Genomic DNA, 17,372 nt, shown 5'->3' on the forward strand with positions numbered 1-17,372 from the left:
CCTTCCCGGCGCGGGATGGCGCGCAAGATCGCAACGGCGGCGGGAGACAGGGGAACGTCATGGGCCTTGCGATTTTTCGTGCGGGCCGAGCCGATGCTCCAAAGCCCCGCCTCCAGGTCCAGCTCATCCCAAAGCATTCCGCCAATTTCCTCGCGGCGCTGGCCCGTCAGTATGAGAAGCCGGATAATGGCGCCATAGTCGCCATCGCCGGCATGGCGCCACACAAGGGCGAGTTCGGCGTCGCCTAGCACGCGGTCGCGGGCCGTCTCGGCTGTTGCTTTGTTCGTCCCGACCACGGGGTTTATGTCGGTTAGCCCCTCGCCGATCGCCCAACCATAGAAGCTCGACAAGGCGGCGCGGGCGCGATTCGCGGCATATGGTCCATTAGCTCCCGCGATCTCGGCGAGGCGCGCGGCGACCATCGCTCGCGTGACGGAATGGACGGCTGTTTCATGCAGCGGCGACCAAAGCACGCACAGATAGCGGCGAACCTCGATTAAGCTGTTCTTTTTCAGTCGACTCTCGGCATGGCGAATCAAATAGCTATCAATGATCGCCCGCAGTGTGACGGCTGCTCGAGCGCGGGTGTCGTTTTTCTCGTCTTGCGGATCGTGCCCCAGGTGAACCTTGCTCAGGGTAGTTTTCGCGCGGCGGCGGGCTTCGTCCGCGTCCGTGTTTTCAACCGTTCCCAAAGACACGCGGCGCTGCTTCGCGCCGATCCTGTATTGCGCGAGCCAAGTCCGCTTGCCTCCAGCCCTTAAGCGAAGCCCGAACCCGGGAAGGTCGTCGTCAAAAATGATGGCGTCGGATTTTCCGGCGGGCAAAGAGACTTTGGCGACATTCGCCTTTGTGAGCCGCATGGGATAGCCTTGGGAAGCACATGGGAAGCAATCTTGTGGCTTCGTATGATTGCTTATGGTTCCCAAAATCAGAGGTTATACGCCGAATGTCAAGTGAAATCGGCGGTAATGCTCCCTTAAAAATACGTATGACCACGCAAAGCCCGTGACTTTTAATCAGAGGGTCCCGGGTTCGAGCCCCGGCGCGCTCACCAAATAAAATCAAATAGTTACGCCAGAATCCGCGATCCAAAAAGTCCCGAATATGCCGTTTCGGACAACAATCGAGGGATTTCGTCGTCCACCCAAATGCGACACCATGCCTCGGGACTGCCAGCCCACAATCGCCGGCCTGCAATCCCAAGGTCCCAGCACGGCGTCCAAACGGGCGGCGAAGGCATGCCGGCAAGGTGGAAGCTGATCTAGCGTCCGGCCACAATCCGCCGAATCGCCTCTTTCACCCACTCCCAATGACCCGCCGGGCGCTTTGCGTCCACAACGTCCGGCGCGTCGTGCTGGCGAAACCGCGCCTCGGAATAGGCTTGCTCGCCGAAACGCTCGATTAGCACCTTGGCGTCGGATTCAATGAGGGCGCGGTATGCGGCGCGGCGGCGGAGCCAACCGATCACTGGCAAACCTTCCCAGCCGTGCGCCAGACATATTGTGGTCGCGATGGTCTCTTGCGTGACGGCTGGATTCAGTGGGAGATCGGAGCTCATAGCCGGCCACGTCGACGCCCACAGCGCGGCCAAGATCACTTTTGGGTCCATCTGGCGCCGAATCTCGAAATTGCGTAGGCTTCGATTCTGCATGACGATCGCCTCCCGCACAATCGCCGCTCTCCAATCCCAAGGCGTCGCCGGCGCATGGGTGACGTGCTGCAATCCGGTTTGCCTGCGCTCAGTCCGGCGTTCCCATGTCATTCGCTTGCAATCACTTAACGCTATTCGACGACGCCAAACCTCGAATTGCAGGGGTTTCAACATCGGAGAATTTCGCGGAATGGTTAAGGTCAGGCATGACGCTGAATTTGCCTGGCTTGTCTCAGGCGAAATTGGCTCGAACGAGGTCCTGTCCCCCCAAACGTCGTTCTCTCCTCTCAAGCTAGCGGCTGAATTTGACGCGTGGTCAGAAAGTCGTGCATGACATGATCGTGGCCGATATCCATGCGTCTCTCGACCTCGGCGCGTTGAAGCACGCGACGGATTTGTCTTTTGTCTGTCGTATTACGCGCGTTCATTTCGGAATTCCCGGCGCCTGTTCGCCCGACGGACTGTGAGTAAGGCCCAGCCCTTCACGGCGCTTGGTCTCGTTTGCCAAAACGACGCCCTTCGATTGTCGCCAGCGCGCGCTGGTCGGCGCCTCTGGACGAGATGATCCTCATGCAACTCGAATTCTATGGATACGGCATCTCGCGGACCATGCTCGCGTGCGCAGGCATGGGCGCCACTATGGGCATGCTTGTTGGTGGGACAACTTTCGGCGTTCCGACCGCGATTGTTGCGGCGGTTATTGGTGCGATCGGGGGTGGCGTCCTAGGGCGATTCATAGAGTGGAAGGGCCAACATTCCGGCTTGCCGTCCAAGCGGAGGCGCGGTTCTGGCCAAACGCGGCATTACGTCGCCAGATCGATTCCGGAGCGCGCGTTGCACTTGGAAAACAGTGACTTAGGAAACCAGGCGGGGACTAGCGCGACGAAAGCCGCGCCATCGTGACGCACTCGTCTCTTGTTGTCCGTCAAACCAACTGGCGCAGAATTCCGATATTTTGCCAGATGTGAAAACTTCCCGTGAGGAGCCTCAATTGCAGAAGCGTCGAGATACGGGCGATCTCGTAAAGTTTATAGGGATGATCGGCATTATCGCGGTGATGTCCATTGCGGTCGGCGCGGCTCTTATTGGTAGCAGCGGTGTGGCTGCCGTGATGCCGGATTTGAGCGAGCGCCAGATGGTGGAAATGGGGCGTTGATCAAAGAAAAACCCGGTTCGCACGGGACTGCGAACCGGGAAAAGAAAGGGACGGCTATGGTCTCGACCATTAAGGGCGACCGTCCCGCAAATCAATTTGGCGCAGGGGCGATTATCGTCAAGCCTCAGCAAGCGCAAAAAACCCGGCCATTCCTGACCGGGCTACGCAGATACCTGGGATGGTTTGCTGATGGAAAGCACCAGCACATAGAATTGGAATTCCGCCATGCGCGACTTCAAGCCCGGCAGTACGTCGATCATACCAAAGAAAGGCTCTTCGACGCCACTTGTTGCCTGAGCGAATAGCCCCACGTTCTCCTTCAAGGCGCCTCGCGCCGGGCGAGACGCTCGCAAGAGGGAGGCGACGATGAGGAATGCAATCTGCTCTACGTTTGCCCCGCCCAGCGAGTGGGGATTGAGCCGGCACACACATCCAGCTGTGGTCCAAGCGATCTTCGCTCTTTCCAGTGAGGAGCGGGCGCCAGAAGCGATATGTAACATGCCGACCGCCGACGAATGGCGCAAGGCGGGCGAGCTCGTCGCGGAATATGTCGATGATGGCGACTTCGCGATCGACGGCGGTCGATTTGCTTGGAATTCCTTCGTGTCGTTCCGCTTGCGGCCAATCCGTCGGGAACATTAGCTCCACGCAAGACGGCCCATCGCTACATCCGCGCTCGGGGGGTTCCATCCGCTCGGAGTGCGAGTTGCAGCGCCTCGACGTTTCGCCGGACTGGCGCCGGTATGGGGTGGCGGGAATGGGACGGTGACCCCAAAGGAAAAGCCCGGCCATTGCTGACCGGGCTGTGCAAAACTTGCAAGGAACGCAGGCACTCGGAACTCTGCCTCGCGAGATTACCTGTTTCCACGGCGGTCGATATTCAATTGCGTCAGATTGACGCAAAACCCAAGCGCCGGCCTCAAAACGCAAAAACGGCCCGCCGTACATCCGGGCGGGCCGCTTCGTGGCGTGTGGTCTTGATAACGCTCGGCTGAGGGACGAAGCTACAGCAGGCCGGCCGTCGCTCGCCGATGTTTCCTTCAAACGCGCCGGATTAAACGAACCAGCAAGAGCAGGACGATAGCGCCGCCCGTGGCGTTCAGACTGGCGCGCACGAGCCCGGTTCCAAAGTGAACGCCGAGCCGAGGCGCCAGCCAATTCCCGACATAGGCGCCGATCACTCCGACGACGATGTCGCCAACGATCCCCATTCCATATTTCGTCATGAACTTCGCGGCGATCCATCCGGCGACGAGGCCGACCAACAGAATCACGACAAGGCTTTGATAGGGCAGATGCAGGGCGGCCAGATGCATGCGGTTTCCAATGTGCTCGTTCAGACTATCCGGCGCGCATCTCAAACACAAAACGGCCCGCCGCTACAACCGCGCTCGGGCTTCTGGGTCGCGTCTGATTTGTAATCAGTAGGTCGCGGGTTCGAATCCTGCAACCGGCACCATCTCCCGTCAGATCGTCTGATAGCGTCCGAAAATCCCTAAAAAATAAGCATGTATCGGCGAAATTGCGTCCGAGTAGGTCTCGTGGCGCGCGTCGGTATCCACCGCATAGGTGGGTATTTATGTTGGTCTCTGCGAAACCCCGTCCCGGCGGATACCAACATGCATCTCACGGACCTCGAAATCCGCGCCGCCATCGTCGAGCCCAAAGCGTTCGGGGAGCCGCTTCGCGCCATTGCGAGCTATGAAGGCGCGCCGGAGACTTGTGTCGCGCTCGAGCTCTCGGCTTTGACCTTTGTGCGCCCCGGCGAGTTGCGCGCCGTCGAAGGGGCGGAGTTCGATCTCGACAAGGCGGCTTGGACGATATCGGCCCGCTCGCGCCGCCACGGCCTCATGGGCTCGCGGATCGCCTCGATCGACGACCTTCCCATCGCCGCCGTCGACCGCCATTTTCGCTGTGAAGAATCGGTTCGAGCGCCAATATGTGATGGCGGCGTTCCGCATTCCCAACACATTGACCCGGCTCTGCTCGCTCAATGGGCGGCGTGAAGGTCGAGTTCTGAGAATCCATTGATGCGAGGAGATTGCGATGAGGGCGGTGATTTGGATTGCGGTCTCGCTGGCCGCTCTGTCGGTAGTCGGAGGCGCTCATGCGCAAGTTCCGGCCGAGCACAAGAATCCCGATGGCGGTTTTCATCGTCGCTTCGAAGACGCCGACAAAGGGGCGAAGCATTTCGACGATCCCGCCTGCGACGTCTGGCAGAAGCCCGATGAGAACGTCGCCGCGCTGCAGCTGCCGAACATCGCGCCTGTGCAGGCGAGGCCTGAAAGCGCCAATTTGCCGCGGCCGGTCGATCTCGCGCTGCTCGTCGATACTTATCATCACATCGACAATCGCGTCGATAATTTCAGCGGGCGCTCGTCGAAGCCGGGCGGCCGGCTCGCGCTCGTCGATTTCAACGGCGCCGCCAAGGACGGTCCGCCCGCGGCGCATCGCGTCTCGCTCGACACGGCGACCGAGGAGCTGAAAGCCGCCGGCTATGAGCGCGTCGATATGGTCGATTTCCTGCCGCGGCAATATTTCGCCATGTTCGAGACGTCCGCGCAATGAGCGCCGCGCCGGCGTCTCCTTCGAAAAGCGCTGCGCTCATCGACGAGCGCGGCGCTATCGCGCTCGTCGTCGCCAATACGATCGGAACCGGAGTGTTCACGACATCCGGTTTCGCCCTCGGCGATCTCGGCGCGCCCTCCTATGTGATGCTGGCCTGGGCGGCCGGCGGTCTCTATGCGCTCTCCGGCGTCGTGGTCTACGCCGACCTCGCCACGAAGATTCCCGTCTCCGGAGGCGAATACGCGTTTCTGCGGCAGACATTGCATCCGGCGCTCGGCGTCGTCGCGGGATGGATATCGCTCGTCGCCGGCTTCACGGCGCCGATCGCCGCCTCCGCGCTCGGCGCCGAGCTCTATCTCACCAAGGCGGGCGGTCCCGTTTGGAGCGCCCCTTTCGTCGCCTCGGCGATCGTGCTCGTCCTCTCTCTGCTGCACGCTTTCGCGCCGAAGCAGGGCGTCGCGTTTCAAAACGTCGCCGTGCTCATCAAGGTTTTGGCGATCGTCGCCTTCGTCGGCTTCGGCGCGCCGCATGCGGCCGAAACCGTCTCGCGCGGCGATGCGGGCGTCGCGCCCTTTTCGACGCTCGCCTTTTTCGGCTCGTTGGTTTGGATTTCCTACGCCTATTCCGGCTGGAACGCCGCCGTCTATGTGACGGGAGAAGTCGCCGGCGGCGGCGTGACGGTTCGCCGCGCGCTCTACGCCGGAACGCTGCTCGTCATGGTCCTCTATCTCGGCGTCAGCGCCGTCATTCTCTATGGCGCGCCGATCGAGGCGCTGAAGGGCGTCGCCGAGAGCGGCGCCGTCGCAGCGCGGTCCTTCGGCGGCCCCGTGGCCGAACGGGCCCTGAGCGCGCTCATCGCCCTCGCGCTCGTCACCTCCGCTTCATCGATGATCGTCAGCGGACCGCGCGTCTACGCGCGCATGGCGCAAGACGGCGCGCTGCCGGCGATTCTCGGACGCCTGCATGGCGAGCGACCGCGCATCGCCGTGCTGACGCAGGGCGTGCTCGCGCTTCTTGTCGTCTGGTCGGCGAGCTTGCGCGATATTCTCGAATTCGTCGGCGTCACATTGAGCCTCTCCGCCGCGGCAGTCGTCGTCGGCTGGATTCGGCTCGAGCTGCGCGCCTCCTATCGGCCGCGCTTCGTCCAGGCGGGCGCGGCGCTGCTGTTCCTTCTCGCCACGGCCGGCGTCGCTGTCGCGGCGATCCTCATGCGCCCGATGTCGGCGTTGGCTTCGACCGCGCTGATCGGGGCCGCGGCGATCGCTTATTTCGGAGGCGCGCATGGCCGCCGACGTTCCGCGAATTCATCATGACCAATGGAAGGAGCCCGCTCTATCGAATTCGTAAGGACGGACGCCGACCGCTTCGCCGAATGCGCCGCCGGAGCCTCGACCTCGGCGGCGCAGGATGTTGTATTTCACGACCACGAGACGTTGGCGTGACCGGATCGAAGTGATAGTTCAGACTGCGCGGTCCGCGTCCAGGCCGCGCCATGCGCGTCGCCATCGAAACCGTCTGAATGCGTCGACAAGTGCGGATTGGTCGGCTAAGCCGAGACGAGCCGGCTCGGGTCGTTCGCCCGGCGACATATTTCGAAATTGGCGGAAGGTCGAATGACACGATCATATTTGAAGGCGAAGCTGCTCGATCTCGTTTTAATGAGCCCGGTCGTCGCTTGGTTCTGTCTCGGAATATTCGGCTCGTTTCAGATGATCTCGCCGTCCGAAGGGCTTCTCGTGAATTGCTCTCTCGTGGCGAATATCGCGTTCCTCGGTCTGATCGTCTTTTTGATGCTCGTCCGTCTGCCCTCTCTTCGAACCGAGAAAGGCGTCGGCCCGAAATTGGCCGGCGTCCTCGGCTTTTTGCTGCCGATTCTCATCGTCACCGCGCCGGCTGCCAAACTGTCGCCCCCGATGAAGGATTTTTCCATCGGCCTGGTCCTCGTCGGGACGCTGATCTCCATCGCGGGGATCATCTCGCTCGGCCGGTGCTTCAGTATTTTGCCGCAAGCTCGCGCGCTCGTGACGAACGGACCTTATCGGCTCGTGCGACATCCGCTCTATGCCGGAGAAATACTGGCTCTGATCGGAATCATGTTCCGCTATCAGCAGCCAACGGCGCTGTTTTTGACGCTGCTTTCGATTGCCGCTCAACTGCCGCGCATGTATTTCGAGGAGCGCGTCCTGGAGGCGGCTTTCCCATCGTATCGTGAATACGCCAAGCGCACCGCGAGGCTCATACCCGGCGTTTATTAGAAAAGCGAAGGGCCGCGTCGGAGCCTGCGTCTTCGGCGGTCTCCGCGGACGCGCTCGACGACTCCGTCGACTCCGTCGACTCTTCGTCCTCGTCCTTCGGCATTTCCGGCGCGTTCTCGCCGAAGTCCTCTGGAATCCAATCCATCGCGCTTTGGCGCGGCTCCGGCCGGATGCGCAATCGTGCGTCCGCCGGATTCGCCGCGCGCGATCAACGACGCCTGCGCGATCGCATGGCCGACGGCCAAATGCGCGACGACATGCCCGGCCTCGTGGACGGCGGCGATGCGCAGCTCTTCCGGCGACCGGTTAGCCGAACGCTTCCTCGTGAACCTCGACATCCAACTCGGCTATGCGGGCTTGTAGCCTTTGTTGCACATCCTCGACCGCCTTGTCGTAGATAATCGGCCCGATCTCTCCTCGACGAGCGTCGCGAGCCGCTCCTGCTTTTCGGCGGCGACGTTTTGGCGCTGCATGAGATCGAGCATGAAGGCGATCTCGGCGATCTCGTCCGGCCTCATGCCCTGCGCCGCCATTTGCGCGGCAGAGCGCTCGTCGACGGCGGTGGCGCGTCCGCGCGTCTCGAGCAGGCGATAGACGTGCCCCATCACGCGCTCGCTGCGGCGGCTCTTCTCGGGATCGAAGTCGTTCTCCGTGCGTTCGCGCGCAGCCACGGCCTCGAGCTTGTCGAGGCGCTGCGTGAAGACGATGCGGAACACCTTCTGGATTTGTTGTTGGGAGAGGCGGCGGGTCTCGAGCGGCCGGAAAAAAACAACGATCGGCGAGCGCTTAAAATCTGGCCGGCGAGGTAGCGCGCTCTCCCGGGGTTGCTGGCGCCCAGGCCGAGAATCAGGGTCGCAGAATTTCTCGATTCGGCGAGCGCCGACGGCAGTCGCCGCCGCCAATAATAGAACGCGCCGCGACGCACGACATGGGGTATGGCGGGCACGAAAATCTCCGTGGTGCACCAGCCATATGTCGCACGGATGTGGAAACGCGCCCCAGCTGAGGCGATTTTCCAGCGATTCCAATGATTTGTGGGATTCTGGCTGGGGCGGGAGGATTCGAACCTCCGTATGGCGGAATCAAAATCCGCTGCCTTACCACTTGGCGACGCCCCATCGCGCCGACCGGCCGAGTCGCCGGGCGGCGGCTATCCCATAATGCCCCGGCGTCGCCTCCGCAACCGTCTCGCGCGCTTCAGTCCCAGGCGCGCAGCGGGGTGAAGCGGGCGAATTTCTTCGATTGGTGGCGATCCATGCGCGCCAGCACGTCGCGCAGGAATGTCACCGCCTCGGCGAGAAACGGCCCTTTGTTCAGCATCACGCATTCGGCCCGTTGCGCCATGGCTGCGTCTGTGGTCTCGGCGCGGCTCGGCGCGCCCTCCTTGATGAACTGGTCGAGCACCTGCGTCGCCCAGATCACCGGCACATGCGCCGCCTCGCACAGCCAGAGAATCTCCTCCTGCATTTCCGACAGCCGGGCGAAGCCGAGCTCGACCGCGAGGTCGCCGCGCGCGATCATCACCGCCGTCGGATGATGCAGCGCCGAGCGCACGATGAGCTGCGGCAGATTGCGCACCGCGAGCGGCGTCTCGATCTTCAGCACGATCGTCTGTCTCGGCAGCGCGCCGCGCCGCGCCGCGAGATGGTCCTGCAGCAGATCGACATCGGAGGTCTCCTGCACGAAGGAGAAGCCGACGAGATCGGCCTTGGCGGCGACGACGTCGAGGTCGCGGAAATCCTTCGGCGTCAGCGGCGGCAGGCGCAGATCGGTGGTCGGAAAATTCAGCCCCTTCTCGACCTTCAGCCGCTCGCCCTTGCTGCGCGCGCTGAACACCTCGAGCTCCACGGCGCCGGCGCCGGCCTCGGCGCTGACGACGCGCGCGCCGATCTTGCCGTCATTGATCCACACCTCGGCCCCGAGCGCGAGCTGGCCGATCGCCTCCGGAAAGGAGGGGCGGATCGCGACGGGGCCGGCGGAGCGCGGATCGAGCGTCGCGACCATGGAGAAACGGTCGCCGCGATAGAGGCGCAGCTTCTCGGGCGCGCGCAATTGCTCGATCCGGCACTTCGGCCCGGCGAGGTCCATCAGCACGCGGCAATTGCGCCCGAGCGCGGCTTCGGCGGCGCGTATATTGGCGATCATCGCCTCCCAGGCGGCGGCGTCGTCATGCGCGCAATTGATGCGCGCGCAGCCCATGCCGGCCTCCATCAGACGGCGGATGAGCGCAGGCTCGCCCGCGGCCTCGCTCGGCAGCGTCACCATCACGACGGCGTGGGGCGTCCTGGGGACGGCGCCGAAAATGCGGTCGCGCGCGGCGTCGAGGGCGTCCTCGCCGGCGCGCATCGCCGTGGGTGTGGGGTAGGGGGCGTCGGTCTCGCCGGTCAGCCGGCGCAGCGTCGCCGATAAAGCGTCGAGCGCCTCGATCACCTTCGCTTCGCTGCGGCCGAGCGAGGACAGGCCGTAGCTCGACAGGCGAGATTGCAGATCGCTGAGGTCGCGGCGGCGCAAAGCGAGATAATGCGCGAGATTTTCGGTCCCCGGGACGGCGTCCCCGGAGAATGGCCCGCCCCAGCGCTCGATGAGCGCGCGGCCGTCGGCGACGACCGCCTCGCGCAATTGCGACAGGGCGGTCGAAAGGTCCAGGAGATCGGCGCGAGCCTCGCTCGCCGGCCTGTGGGTGACGTCGTTCATCGGATGAGGTCCGCTGGAGACTGGGGCCTGATGCTCTCGTCCTCCTTCGTGACGGTTTCGCAACGGCGGTCCGCGACGATTTGTCAAACGGCGAGCGAGCCGGCCGCCGCGGCGGCCCCACGCAGCGCCGCGATATTTTGCGCATAGGCGGCGACGCCGGCTCCCGCGAAGACGGCGGATCCGGCGACGAGAACGTCGGCGCCCGCCTCGACGATCGCAGTCGCCGTCTGCGGCGTGACGCCGCCATCGACCTCGAGGAATATGTCGCGCCGACCGATCGTCTCGCGGATGCGGCGGATCTTTTCGAGCTGCGCTGGGATGAAGCTCTGGCCGCCGAAGCCCGGATCGACGCTCATCACCAATATGAGGTCGACATCGTCCAGCACATAGTCGAGCGCGCGCTCGCTCGTGCCCGGATTGAGCGAGACGCCGGCCTTCTTGCCGAGCGAGCGGATGAGCCGCAGCGAGCGATGCAGATGCGCGCCGGCCTCGGCGTGGACGGTGATGACGTCGGCGCCGGACTTGGCGAAGGCCTCGACATAGGGGTCGACCGGCTCGATCATCAGATGCGCGTCGAAGACGCAGGCGGCGTGCGGGCGCAGCGCCTTCACCAATGCGGGGCCGAAAGTGATGTTGGGCACGAAATGCCCGTCCATCACATCGAGATGAATCCAATCGGCGCCGGCGGCGACGACGTCGCGCACCTCCTCGCCGAGCCGCGCGAAATCGGCGGAGAGAATGGAAGGGGCGATGACGATGTCATTGGTCATGTGGAAGGCTCCGGTCATGTGAGAGGCTCCATCGCAGCCGGACATCGAGATAATGGCGGGGCCCGCCAAAGGCGAATGCGATCCGGCGGGCCGCGTCGGCGCGCGTCACGCAGATTTCGCAATGGCCGTGCACCAATGCGATGGCGGCGCGCGTTCCGAACCGCGCGTCCGCCACACACGACATAGAGGGGGGATCCCATGAAGAAAGCCATTGCTCTCGCGGCGCTGCTGGCGCTGTCGGTCACCAACGCTCTCGCCGCCGATTGCGTCGTTCACATCAAGCGCACGGCCTGCGCCGGTCAGGAGGCGGAATCCTACAAGAAGTGCGACGGCAAGCAGGAATGCGACACGCAGGAATCCGCTGCGAGCGAAGCCGAATGCTCCAAGGCGGCGTTGAAGCACTGCGACAACTCCCGCCTGGACATCACCAAATACAAAGTCGTGACGGCGACCTTCAAGGGCGCGGCGCTGACGGGCGGTTTCGCCGCCGACGGCAAGGCCGCCGCGAAAGGCGCGAATTTCTGCGCTGCGGATCGTCCCGATCTCAACAAGTGCAAATAAGCGCGACGCGAGTCTCGGCGCGCCCGATATATCAGGGCGCGCCGTTTTAGACATCACTCCGCCGCCTTCTTTTCCGCGAATTGCGGATCGAGCGCGCCGCTGGCGTAGCGCTTGGCCATATCGGCGAGCGGGATCGGCTTGATCTTGCTCGCCTGGCCGGCGGCGCCGAATTCCTCGTAGCGCTGCTTGCACACTTTGCGCATCGCCTCCTGCGCCGGCTTCAGATATTTGCGCGGGTCGAACTCGCCCTTGTTCTTCAGCAGCGTCGCGCGGATCGAGGCGGTGATGGCGATGCGGCAGTCGGTGTCGATGTTGATCTTGCGCACGCCGAATTTGATGCCGCGCTGAATTTCCTCCACCGGCACGCCCCAGGTCTGGGGCATTTCGCCGCCGGCCTCGTTGAACGCGTCCTGCAAATCCTGCGGCACGGACGATGAGCCATGCATCACGAGATGCGTGTTCGGCAGGCGGCGATGAATCTCCTCGATCACATGCATCGCGAGAATGGCGCCGTCGGGCTTGCGCGAGAATTTATAGGCGCCATGCGAGGTGCCCATGGCGATGGCGAGAGCGTCGACCTTGGTGCGGGCGACGAAATCCACCGCTTGATCGGGATCGGTCAGCAGCTGGTCGTGGCTGAGCTTGCCCTCGGCGCCGTGGCCGTCTTCTTTCTCGCCTTCGCCGGTCTCCAGCGAGCCGAGCACGCCGAGCTCGCCTTCGACCGAAGCGCCGACCCAATGGGCCAGATCGACGACGCGGCGCGTCACTGCGACATTGTAGTCATAGCTCGCCGGCGTCTTGCCGTCCGCCTCCAGCGAGCCGTCCATCATCACCGAGGTGAAGCCGAAGCGAATGGCGCTGGCGCAGGTGGCTTCGCTATTGCCGTGGTCCTGGTGCATGACGAGCGGAATGTCGGGATACATGATCGCCAGCGCCTCGATCATCTTGGCGAGCATCACGTCATTGGCGTAGGAGCGGGCGCCGCGGCTCGCCTGGATGATCACCGGAGCGTCGACCGAGGCGGCGGCCTCCATCACCGCGAGGCCTTGCTCCATATTGTTGATATTGAAGGCCGGCACGCCATAGTCGTGCTCGGCGGCGTGGTCGAGCAATTGTCTCAGGGTGATCAGCGCCATGTGCGGTATCCTCCGAGCGTCGGGATTCGCGTCTTTGGCGGCGCCGCCCGAGCAATGCGGCGTCGCAGGGTTCGATTCCGCAGATAGCGATATAGCGGAGCGCGGAGGATGTCATCTCCCTCGCGCGCCGGCGCGCAGAGAATTGCGCGGCCGGTCGTTCGACGTTGAAACGCCGCGCTCCGGGCGGAGGCTCGGAGCGCGGCGTCGCGGCGCGGATCGCCTAGAGCAGCGCCTCGGCCGCATCGGCGACGCCCGCCGCAGTGATTCCGAAGCGTGTGTAGAGCGCGTCGGCCGGAGCGCTCGCGCCGAAGCCGGTCATGCCGACGAAGGCGCCGCGCTCGCCGATCCAGCGGTCCCAGCCGAGCCGCACGGCCGCCTCGACGGCGACGCGCGGCGCAGCGCCGAGCACGCGGTCGCGATAGTCCCGAGGCTGCGCTTCGAACAGCTCCCAGCAGGGCATGGACACGACCGCCGCGCGCTTGCCGCGCGTCCACAGGAGATCGGCCGCCGCCAGCGCGATCTGCACCTCGGAGCCGGTGGCGATCAGCGTCATCTGACGTCCGCCGCTCGGCTCGCGCAGCACATAGGCGCCGCGGGCGGTGAGATTCTCGCCGATCGGCCGCTCCAGCGTCGCCAGATTTTGGCGCGACAGGCTCAGCACGGAGGGCGTCGTCCGCGCATTGAGCGCGATCTCCCAGCATTCGGCCGTCTCGATCGCGTCGGCCGGGCGGAAGACGTAGAGATTGGGCATGGCGCGCAGCGCGGCGAGATGCTCGACCGGCTGATGCGTCGGCCCGTCCTCGCCGAGGCCGATCGAATCATGGGTCAGCACATAGACGACGCGCTGGCCCATCAGCGCGGAGAGGCGGATCGCGCCGCGCGCATAATCGGAGAAGACGAGGAACGTGCCGCCATAGGGAACGAAGCCGCCATGCAGCGCGATGCCGTTCATCGCCGCCGCCATGCCATGCTCGCGCACGCCGTAATGGATGTAGCGGCCGGAGAAATCCGCCGCCGAGACCGAGCCGAGCCCCTTGGTGATGGTGAAGTTCGAATGGGTGAGATCGGCCGAGCCGCCGATCGTCGCGCTGGTCGCCGCATTGATGACGCCGAGCGTGGTCTCGGAGGATTTGCGCGTCGCCACCTTGGGCCGCTCGGAGGCGAATGACTCGCGCAGCGCGCGCAGCGGCGCCGCGATCTCCTGCGCGATGTCGCCCGTCAGAAAGCGCTCGAATTCGGCGCGCTTGGGCGAAGCGGAAAGGCGCTGCTCCCAGGCGAGCCGCTCGCTCGTCCCACGGCGGCCGGCGGCGCGCCAGGCGTCCAATGTATCGGCGGGAATCTCGAAAGGCGCATAGGGCCAGCCGAGCTCGGCGCGGGCGAGCTCGATCTCCGGGCCGCCGAGCGGCGCGCCATGCACGGTTTCCTTACCCTGCTTGCTGGGCGCGCCATAGCCGATGACGCTGCGGCAGGCGATGAGCGACGGCCGCTCGTCCTGCTGCGCCTGCGCGAGCGCATCGGCGATCTCCTGCGGCGCATGGCCGTCGACGCGCTGCACATGCCAGCCGGCGGCGGCGAAGCGCGCGAGCTGATCGGTGGAGGTGGAGAGCGTCGTCGGCCCGTCGATGGAGATGCCATTGTCGTCCCACAGCACGGTGAGGCGGCCGAGCTTCAAATGGCCGGCGAGATCGATCGCCTCATGGCTGACGCCTTCCATCAGGCAGCCGTCGCCGGCGATGACATAGGTGCGATGGTCGACGAGATCGTCGCCGAAGCGCGCCGCCTGCAGCCGCTCCGCCATGGCGAGGCCGACGGCGGTGGCGAGACCCTGGCCGAGCGGGCCGGTCGTCGTCTCGACGCCGATCGTATGGCCGAATTCGGGATGGCCCGGCGTCTTCGAATCGAGCTGGCGGAAGCTTTTCAGATCGTCGATCGAGACGCCCGGATAGCCGAGCAGATAGAGCAGCGCATAGAGCAGCATGGAGCCATGGCCCGCCGACAGCACGAAGCGGTCGCGGTCGGCCCAGTCGGGCGCGGCGGCGTCGAATTTCACGAATTGCTGGAACAGAACCGTCGCGACGTCGGCCATGCCCATCGGCATGCCGGGATGGCCGGATTTGGCCTTCTCCACCGCGTCCATCGCCAGCGCGCGAATGGCGTTGGCGGCGCGGCGCTCGTCCTCGGCCGCGGCGACTTCGGCGACAGTTTCCAAAACATTCGACATCTGGTTCGTTTCCTCAGGCTTCGCCACGTTTGCGTTTCATCAGCTCCAATATCCGCGGCGTGAGTATGAGCTGCATGGCGAGATCGAGCTTATTGCCCGGAATGACGATGGAATTGGCGCGCGACATCCAGCTGCCGGCGATCATCGTCACGAGATAGGGAAAGTCGACGCCGCGCGGATCGCGGAAGCGGATGACGACGATCGATTCGTCGGGGCTCGGGATCGAGCGGGCGACGAAGGGATTGGAGGTGTCCACCGTCGCGGCGCGCTGGAAGTTGATGTCGGTCTCCGAGAATTGCGGGCAGATGTAATACACATAATCGTGCATCCGGCGCAGGATCGTCTCGGTGACGGCCTCGGTGGTGTAGCCGCGCGTGTTGCGGTCGCGATGGAGCTTCTGCGTCCATTCGAGATTGATGACCGGGACGACGCCGATCTTGAGATCGGCGTAGCGGGCGACATTGACCTCCTCGGTCACCACGGCGCCGTGCAGGCCTTCGTAGAACAAGAGGTCCGTATTGGCCGGCAGCTCGCGCCAGGGCGTGAAGGCGCCGGGCGGCGAGCTCAGCACCGCGGCCTCGTTCTCGTCATGGACATAATGGCGAAATTGCCCCGTTCCGGTCTCGCCATATTCCTTGAACAAGGTCTCGAGCTCGCCGAGCAGATTGGCCTGTGGGCCGAAATGGCTGAAATGCGCATTGCCGCTCGCCTGGGCGTCGGCCATGGCCGCTTTCATCTGGTCGCGCTCGAAGCGATGGAAGGAATCGCCCTCCACATAGGCGACCTCCACTTTCTCGCGGCGGAAAATCTGCTCGAAGGTCTGCTTGACCGAGCTCGTGCCCGCGCCGGACGAGCCGGTGATCGAGATGATCGGATGCTTGATCGACATGGCGACGCCCATCGCAGGCCGGCAAAGGTCCAGCATTTTTTCGTTTGGAGCGAAATCTGATCGCTCGAACGGCTCCGTTCGAGCGGAAAGCGCTCCAGCTCATATGCGGTCTGCGCGCCGGACCGCCCCTCGGGGCGCGCGGCGAGCGAGATCGCGCGGCCACATCTCTCGCCGATGCGGCCACGCTGCAATTCTCCTACAAGAAAAGGCGGGCGTTTGCTCGGTCCCCGCGAAAAAAATCTCGGTCGCCGCCCCGCGCTGCGGCGCAGGCCGCGGCGCGTTTCCGTTTAAATAAATATTTCAAGATATTAGCCGTCGGGGGCGGGGCGCGGGGCGCGGGCCGGCGGCGGCGGTCGTCCGGCGGCGCCCGGGCGCGGTCGGTTGACGTCTCGGCGGCGTCGATTACAGAGGGCTTTCCGGCGCTCACGCCCCCGTTCCACAAGGTGATTTCATGACTGCGACCTATGATGTCCTCGGCGTCGGCAACGCCATTGTCGACACTCTGGCCCGCGCCGAGGACGATCAATTGGTGGCGGCCGGGCTCCACAAGGGCGGGATGCAGCTCGTCGACGAGGCCCGCGCCGCCGAAATCTACGCCGCCATGGGGCCGACGACGGTGATGTCCGGCGGCTCGGCGGCCAACACGCTCGTCGGCGTGGCCGGCTTCGGCTTCGCCGCGGCCTTCATCGGCAAGGTGAAGGACGATGACGCCGGCCGCGAGTTCGCGCATGACATTCGCCAGTCGGGCGTCGCCTTCGACACGCCCTTCGCCGCCGACGGCGCGGCGACGGCGCGCTGCCTCATTCTGGTGACGCCGGACGGCCAGCGCACCATGAGCACGTTTCTCGGCGCCTGCCAGGCTCTGGGGCCGGAGGATGTCGACGAGGAGCTCGTCCGCGCCTCCAAGATCCTCTATCTCGAAGGCTATCTCTGGGACCCGCCGGCCGCCAAGGAGGCGTTTCTGAAGGCGGCCAAGGCGAGCCGCGCCGCCGGCAATCGCGTCGCGCTCTCGCTCTCGGACGCTTTTTGCGTCGATCGCTATCGCGGCGAGTTCTTAGGGCTGGTGCGCGACGGCCTCGTCGATATTCTCTTCGCCAATGAGAGCGAATTGCATTCGCTCTACGAGACCGCCGATTTCGCGACGGCGGTGAAGGCGCTCGGGGCGGAGGCCAATCTGCTCGGCGTCGTCACGCGCTCGGACAAGGGCGTCGTCGTCGTCGAGGGGACGAAATGCGTCGCGGTTCCGGCCTTCCCGGTCAGGGAAGTGGTGGATACGACCGGCGCCGGCGATCTCTTCGCCGCCGGCTTCCTCGCCGGCCTCGCGCGCGGCCTTCCTTATGAGGGCGGCGCCTCGCTGGGCGCGCTGGCGGCGGCGGACGTCATCGCCCATGTCGGCGCGCGGCCGCAGAAGGATCTGCGCCAGCTCGCCCGCGACCACGGCCTGCTGGCCTGAGGGCCTGCGGTCGCTTCC

The 17,372-nt window shown here is 64.6% G+C and carries 20 protein-coding genes and 1 tRNA gene; 9 read left to right on the forward strand and 12 right to left on the reverse strand.

What is annotated here, in order from left to right; all coding sequences use genetic code 11:
- The coding region (locus VIF40_RS11975; RefSeq protein ID WP_331937739.1) for a tyrosine-type recombinase/integrase at window positions 1-860 on the reverse strand (860 nt) is incomplete at its 3' end.
- A 401-nt stretch (window positions 861-1,261) separates the two neighbouring features.
- Window positions 1,262-1,723: a hypothetical protein gene (locus VIF40_RS11980; RefSeq protein ID WP_331937740.1), complete on the reverse strand. Its 462-nt coding sequence runs from the start codon at window positions 1,721-1,723 to the stop codon at window positions 1,262-1,264.
- 919 nt (window positions 1,724-2,642) lie between these two features.
- Between VIF40_RS11980 and VIF40_RS11985 the strand changes: the two genes are divergently transcribed.
- The 3 genes from VIF40_RS11985 (at window position 2,643) to VIF40_RS11995 (ending at window position 3,449) form a co-directional block, all read left to right on the forward strand.
- Window positions 2,643-2,807, forward strand: coding sequence for a hypothetical protein (locus VIF40_RS11985; protein ID WP_331937741.1), 165 nt, complete (start codon window positions 2,643-2,645; stop codon window positions 2,805-2,807).
- Entirely contained in the window at window positions 2,804-3,112 is a 309-nt protein-coding gene (locus VIF40_RS11990) for a hypothetical protein (RefSeq protein ID WP_331937742.1), read from the forward strand. Before VIF40_RS11985 ends, VIF40_RS11990 begins: the two co-directional genes overlap by 4 nt.
- A gap of 61 nt (window positions 3,113-3,173) precedes the next feature.
- Window positions 3,174-3,449 carry a hypothetical protein gene (locus tag VIF40_RS11995; RefSeq protein WP_331937743.1) on the forward strand — a complete coding sequence of 92 codons (276 nt, stop codon included), beginning with the start codon at window positions 3,174-3,176 and terminating at the stop codon, window positions 3,447-3,449.
- Window positions 3,450-3,847: 398 nt separating this feature from the next.
- Here the strand turns inward: VIF40_RS11995 and VIF40_RS12000 are convergent, their stop codons facing one another.
- Entirely contained in the window at window positions 3,848-4,108 is a 261-nt protein-coding gene (locus VIF40_RS12000; protein WP_331937796.1) for a GlsB/YeaQ/YmgE family stress response membrane protein, read from the reverse strand.
- Window positions 4,109-4,426: 318 nt separating this feature from the next.
- On the opposite strand from VIF40_RS12000, the gene VIF40_RS12005 reads away from it, so the two are divergent.
- The 4 genes from VIF40_RS12005 (at window position 4,427) to VIF40_RS12020 (ending at window position 7,630) form a co-directional block, all read left to right on the forward strand.
- Complete coding sequence (locus VIF40_RS12005) at window positions 4,427-4,813, forward strand: hypothetical protein (protein ID WP_331937744.1); 387 nt, start codon at window positions 4,427-4,429, stop codon at window positions 4,811-4,813.
- Window positions 4,814-4,853: 40 nt separating this feature from the next.
- Window positions 4,854-5,375 (forward strand): hypothetical protein, encoded by a 522-nt coding sequence (locus tag VIF40_RS12010; RefSeq protein ID WP_331937745.1) that lies wholly within the window; start codon window positions 4,854-4,856, stop codon window positions 5,373-5,375.
- Window positions 5,372-6,688, forward strand: coding sequence for an APC family permease (locus tag VIF40_RS12015; protein ID WP_331937746.1), 1,317 nt, complete (start codon window positions 5,372-5,374; stop codon window positions 6,686-6,688). The genes VIF40_RS12010 and VIF40_RS12015 overlap by 4 nt, the downstream gene beginning before the upstream one ends.
- Before the next feature lie 528 nt (window positions 6,689-7,216).
- On the forward strand, window positions 7,217-7,630 hold the full coding sequence (locus tag VIF40_RS12020; RefSeq protein WP_331937747.1) for an isoprenylcysteine carboxylmethyltransferase family protein: 414 nt from the start codon (window positions 7,217-7,219) through the stop codon (window positions 7,628-7,630).
- Window positions 7,631-7,936: 306 nt separating this feature from the next.
- On the opposite strand, the gene VIF40_RS21485 is transcribed toward VIF40_RS12020, so the two are convergent.
- The 6 genes from VIF40_RS21485 to rpe form a co-directional block, all read right to left on the reverse strand.
- Entirely contained in the window at window positions 7,937-8,005 is a 69-nt protein-coding gene (locus VIF40_RS21485; RefSeq protein WP_414684797.1) for a hypothetical protein, read from the reverse strand.
- Complete coding sequence (locus tag VIF40_RS21490; RefSeq protein WP_414684794.1) at window positions 7,978-8,235, reverse strand: hypothetical protein; 258 nt, start codon at window positions 8,233-8,235, stop codon at window positions 7,978-7,980. The genes VIF40_RS21485 and VIF40_RS21490 overlap by 28 nt, the downstream gene beginning before the upstream one ends.
- Window positions 8,235-8,576 (reverse strand): DUF6538 domain-containing protein, encoded by a 342-nt coding sequence (locus VIF40_RS21495; RefSeq protein ID WP_414684795.1) that lies wholly within the window; start codon window positions 8,574-8,576, stop codon window positions 8,235-8,237. Before VIF40_RS21495 ends, VIF40_RS21490 begins: the two co-directional genes overlap by 1 nt.
- A 97-nt stretch (window positions 8,577-8,673) precedes the next feature.
- Window positions 8,674-8,748 (reverse strand) — tRNA-Gln (locus tag VIF40_RS12030).
- A gap of 79 nt (window positions 8,749-8,827) precedes the next feature.
- A complete protein-coding gene (locus VIF40_RS12035) occupies window positions 8,828-10,324 on the reverse strand; it encodes a pyruvate kinase (RefSeq protein WP_331937749.1) in 1,497 nt (498 codons plus the stop codon).
- 83 nt (window positions 10,325-10,407) lie between these two features.
- Window positions 10,408-11,094 carry a ribulose-phosphate 3-epimerase gene (rpe, locus tag VIF40_RS12040; protein WP_331937797.1) on the reverse strand — a complete coding sequence of 229 codons (687 nt, stop codon included), beginning with the start codon at window positions 11,092-11,094 and terminating at the stop codon, window positions 10,408-10,410.
- Window positions 11,095-11,292: 198 nt separating this feature from the next.
- On the opposite strand from rpe, the gene VIF40_RS12045 reads away from it, so the two are divergent.
- Window positions 11,293-11,655 carry a hypothetical protein gene (locus VIF40_RS12045; protein ID WP_331937750.1) on the forward strand — a complete coding sequence of 121 codons (363 nt, stop codon included), beginning with the start codon at window positions 11,293-11,295 and terminating at the stop codon, window positions 11,653-11,655.
- 53 nt (window positions 11,656-11,708) lie between these two features.
- Here the strand turns inward: VIF40_RS12045 and fba are convergent, their stop codons facing one another.
- The 3 genes from fba to VIF40_RS12060 form a co-directional block, all read right to left on the reverse strand.
- Window positions 11,709-12,791 (reverse strand): class II fructose-bisphosphate aldolase, encoded by a 1,083-nt coding sequence (gene fba, locus VIF40_RS12050; protein ID WP_331937751.1) that lies wholly within the window; start codon window positions 12,789-12,791, stop codon window positions 11,709-11,711.
- A gap of 220 nt (window positions 12,792-13,011) precedes the next feature.
- On the reverse strand, window positions 13,012-15,012 hold the full coding sequence (tkt, locus tag VIF40_RS12055; RefSeq protein WP_331937752.1) for a transketolase: 2,001 nt from the start codon (window positions 15,010-15,012) through the stop codon (window positions 13,012-13,014).
- Window positions 15,013-15,025: 13 nt separating this feature from the next.
- Window positions 15,026-15,901: a phosphoribulokinase gene (locus tag VIF40_RS12060; RefSeq protein ID WP_331937798.1), complete on the reverse strand. Its 876-nt coding sequence runs from the start codon at window positions 15,899-15,901 to the stop codon at window positions 15,026-15,028.
- 451 nt (window positions 15,902-16,352) lie between these two features.
- Between VIF40_RS12060 and VIF40_RS12065 the strand changes: the two genes are divergently transcribed.
- On the forward strand, window positions 16,353-17,354 hold the full coding sequence (locus tag VIF40_RS12065) for an adenosine kinase (protein WP_331937753.1): 1,002 nt from the start codon (window positions 16,353-16,355) through the stop codon (window positions 17,352-17,354).
- Window positions 17,355-17,372: the final 18 nt, after the last annotated feature.

The sequence above is a fragment of the Methylosinus sp. genome, assembly GCF_036560965.1.
Taxonomy (GTDB): Bacteria; Pseudomonadota; Alphaproteobacteria; order Rhizobiales; family Beijerinckiaceae; genus Methylosinus.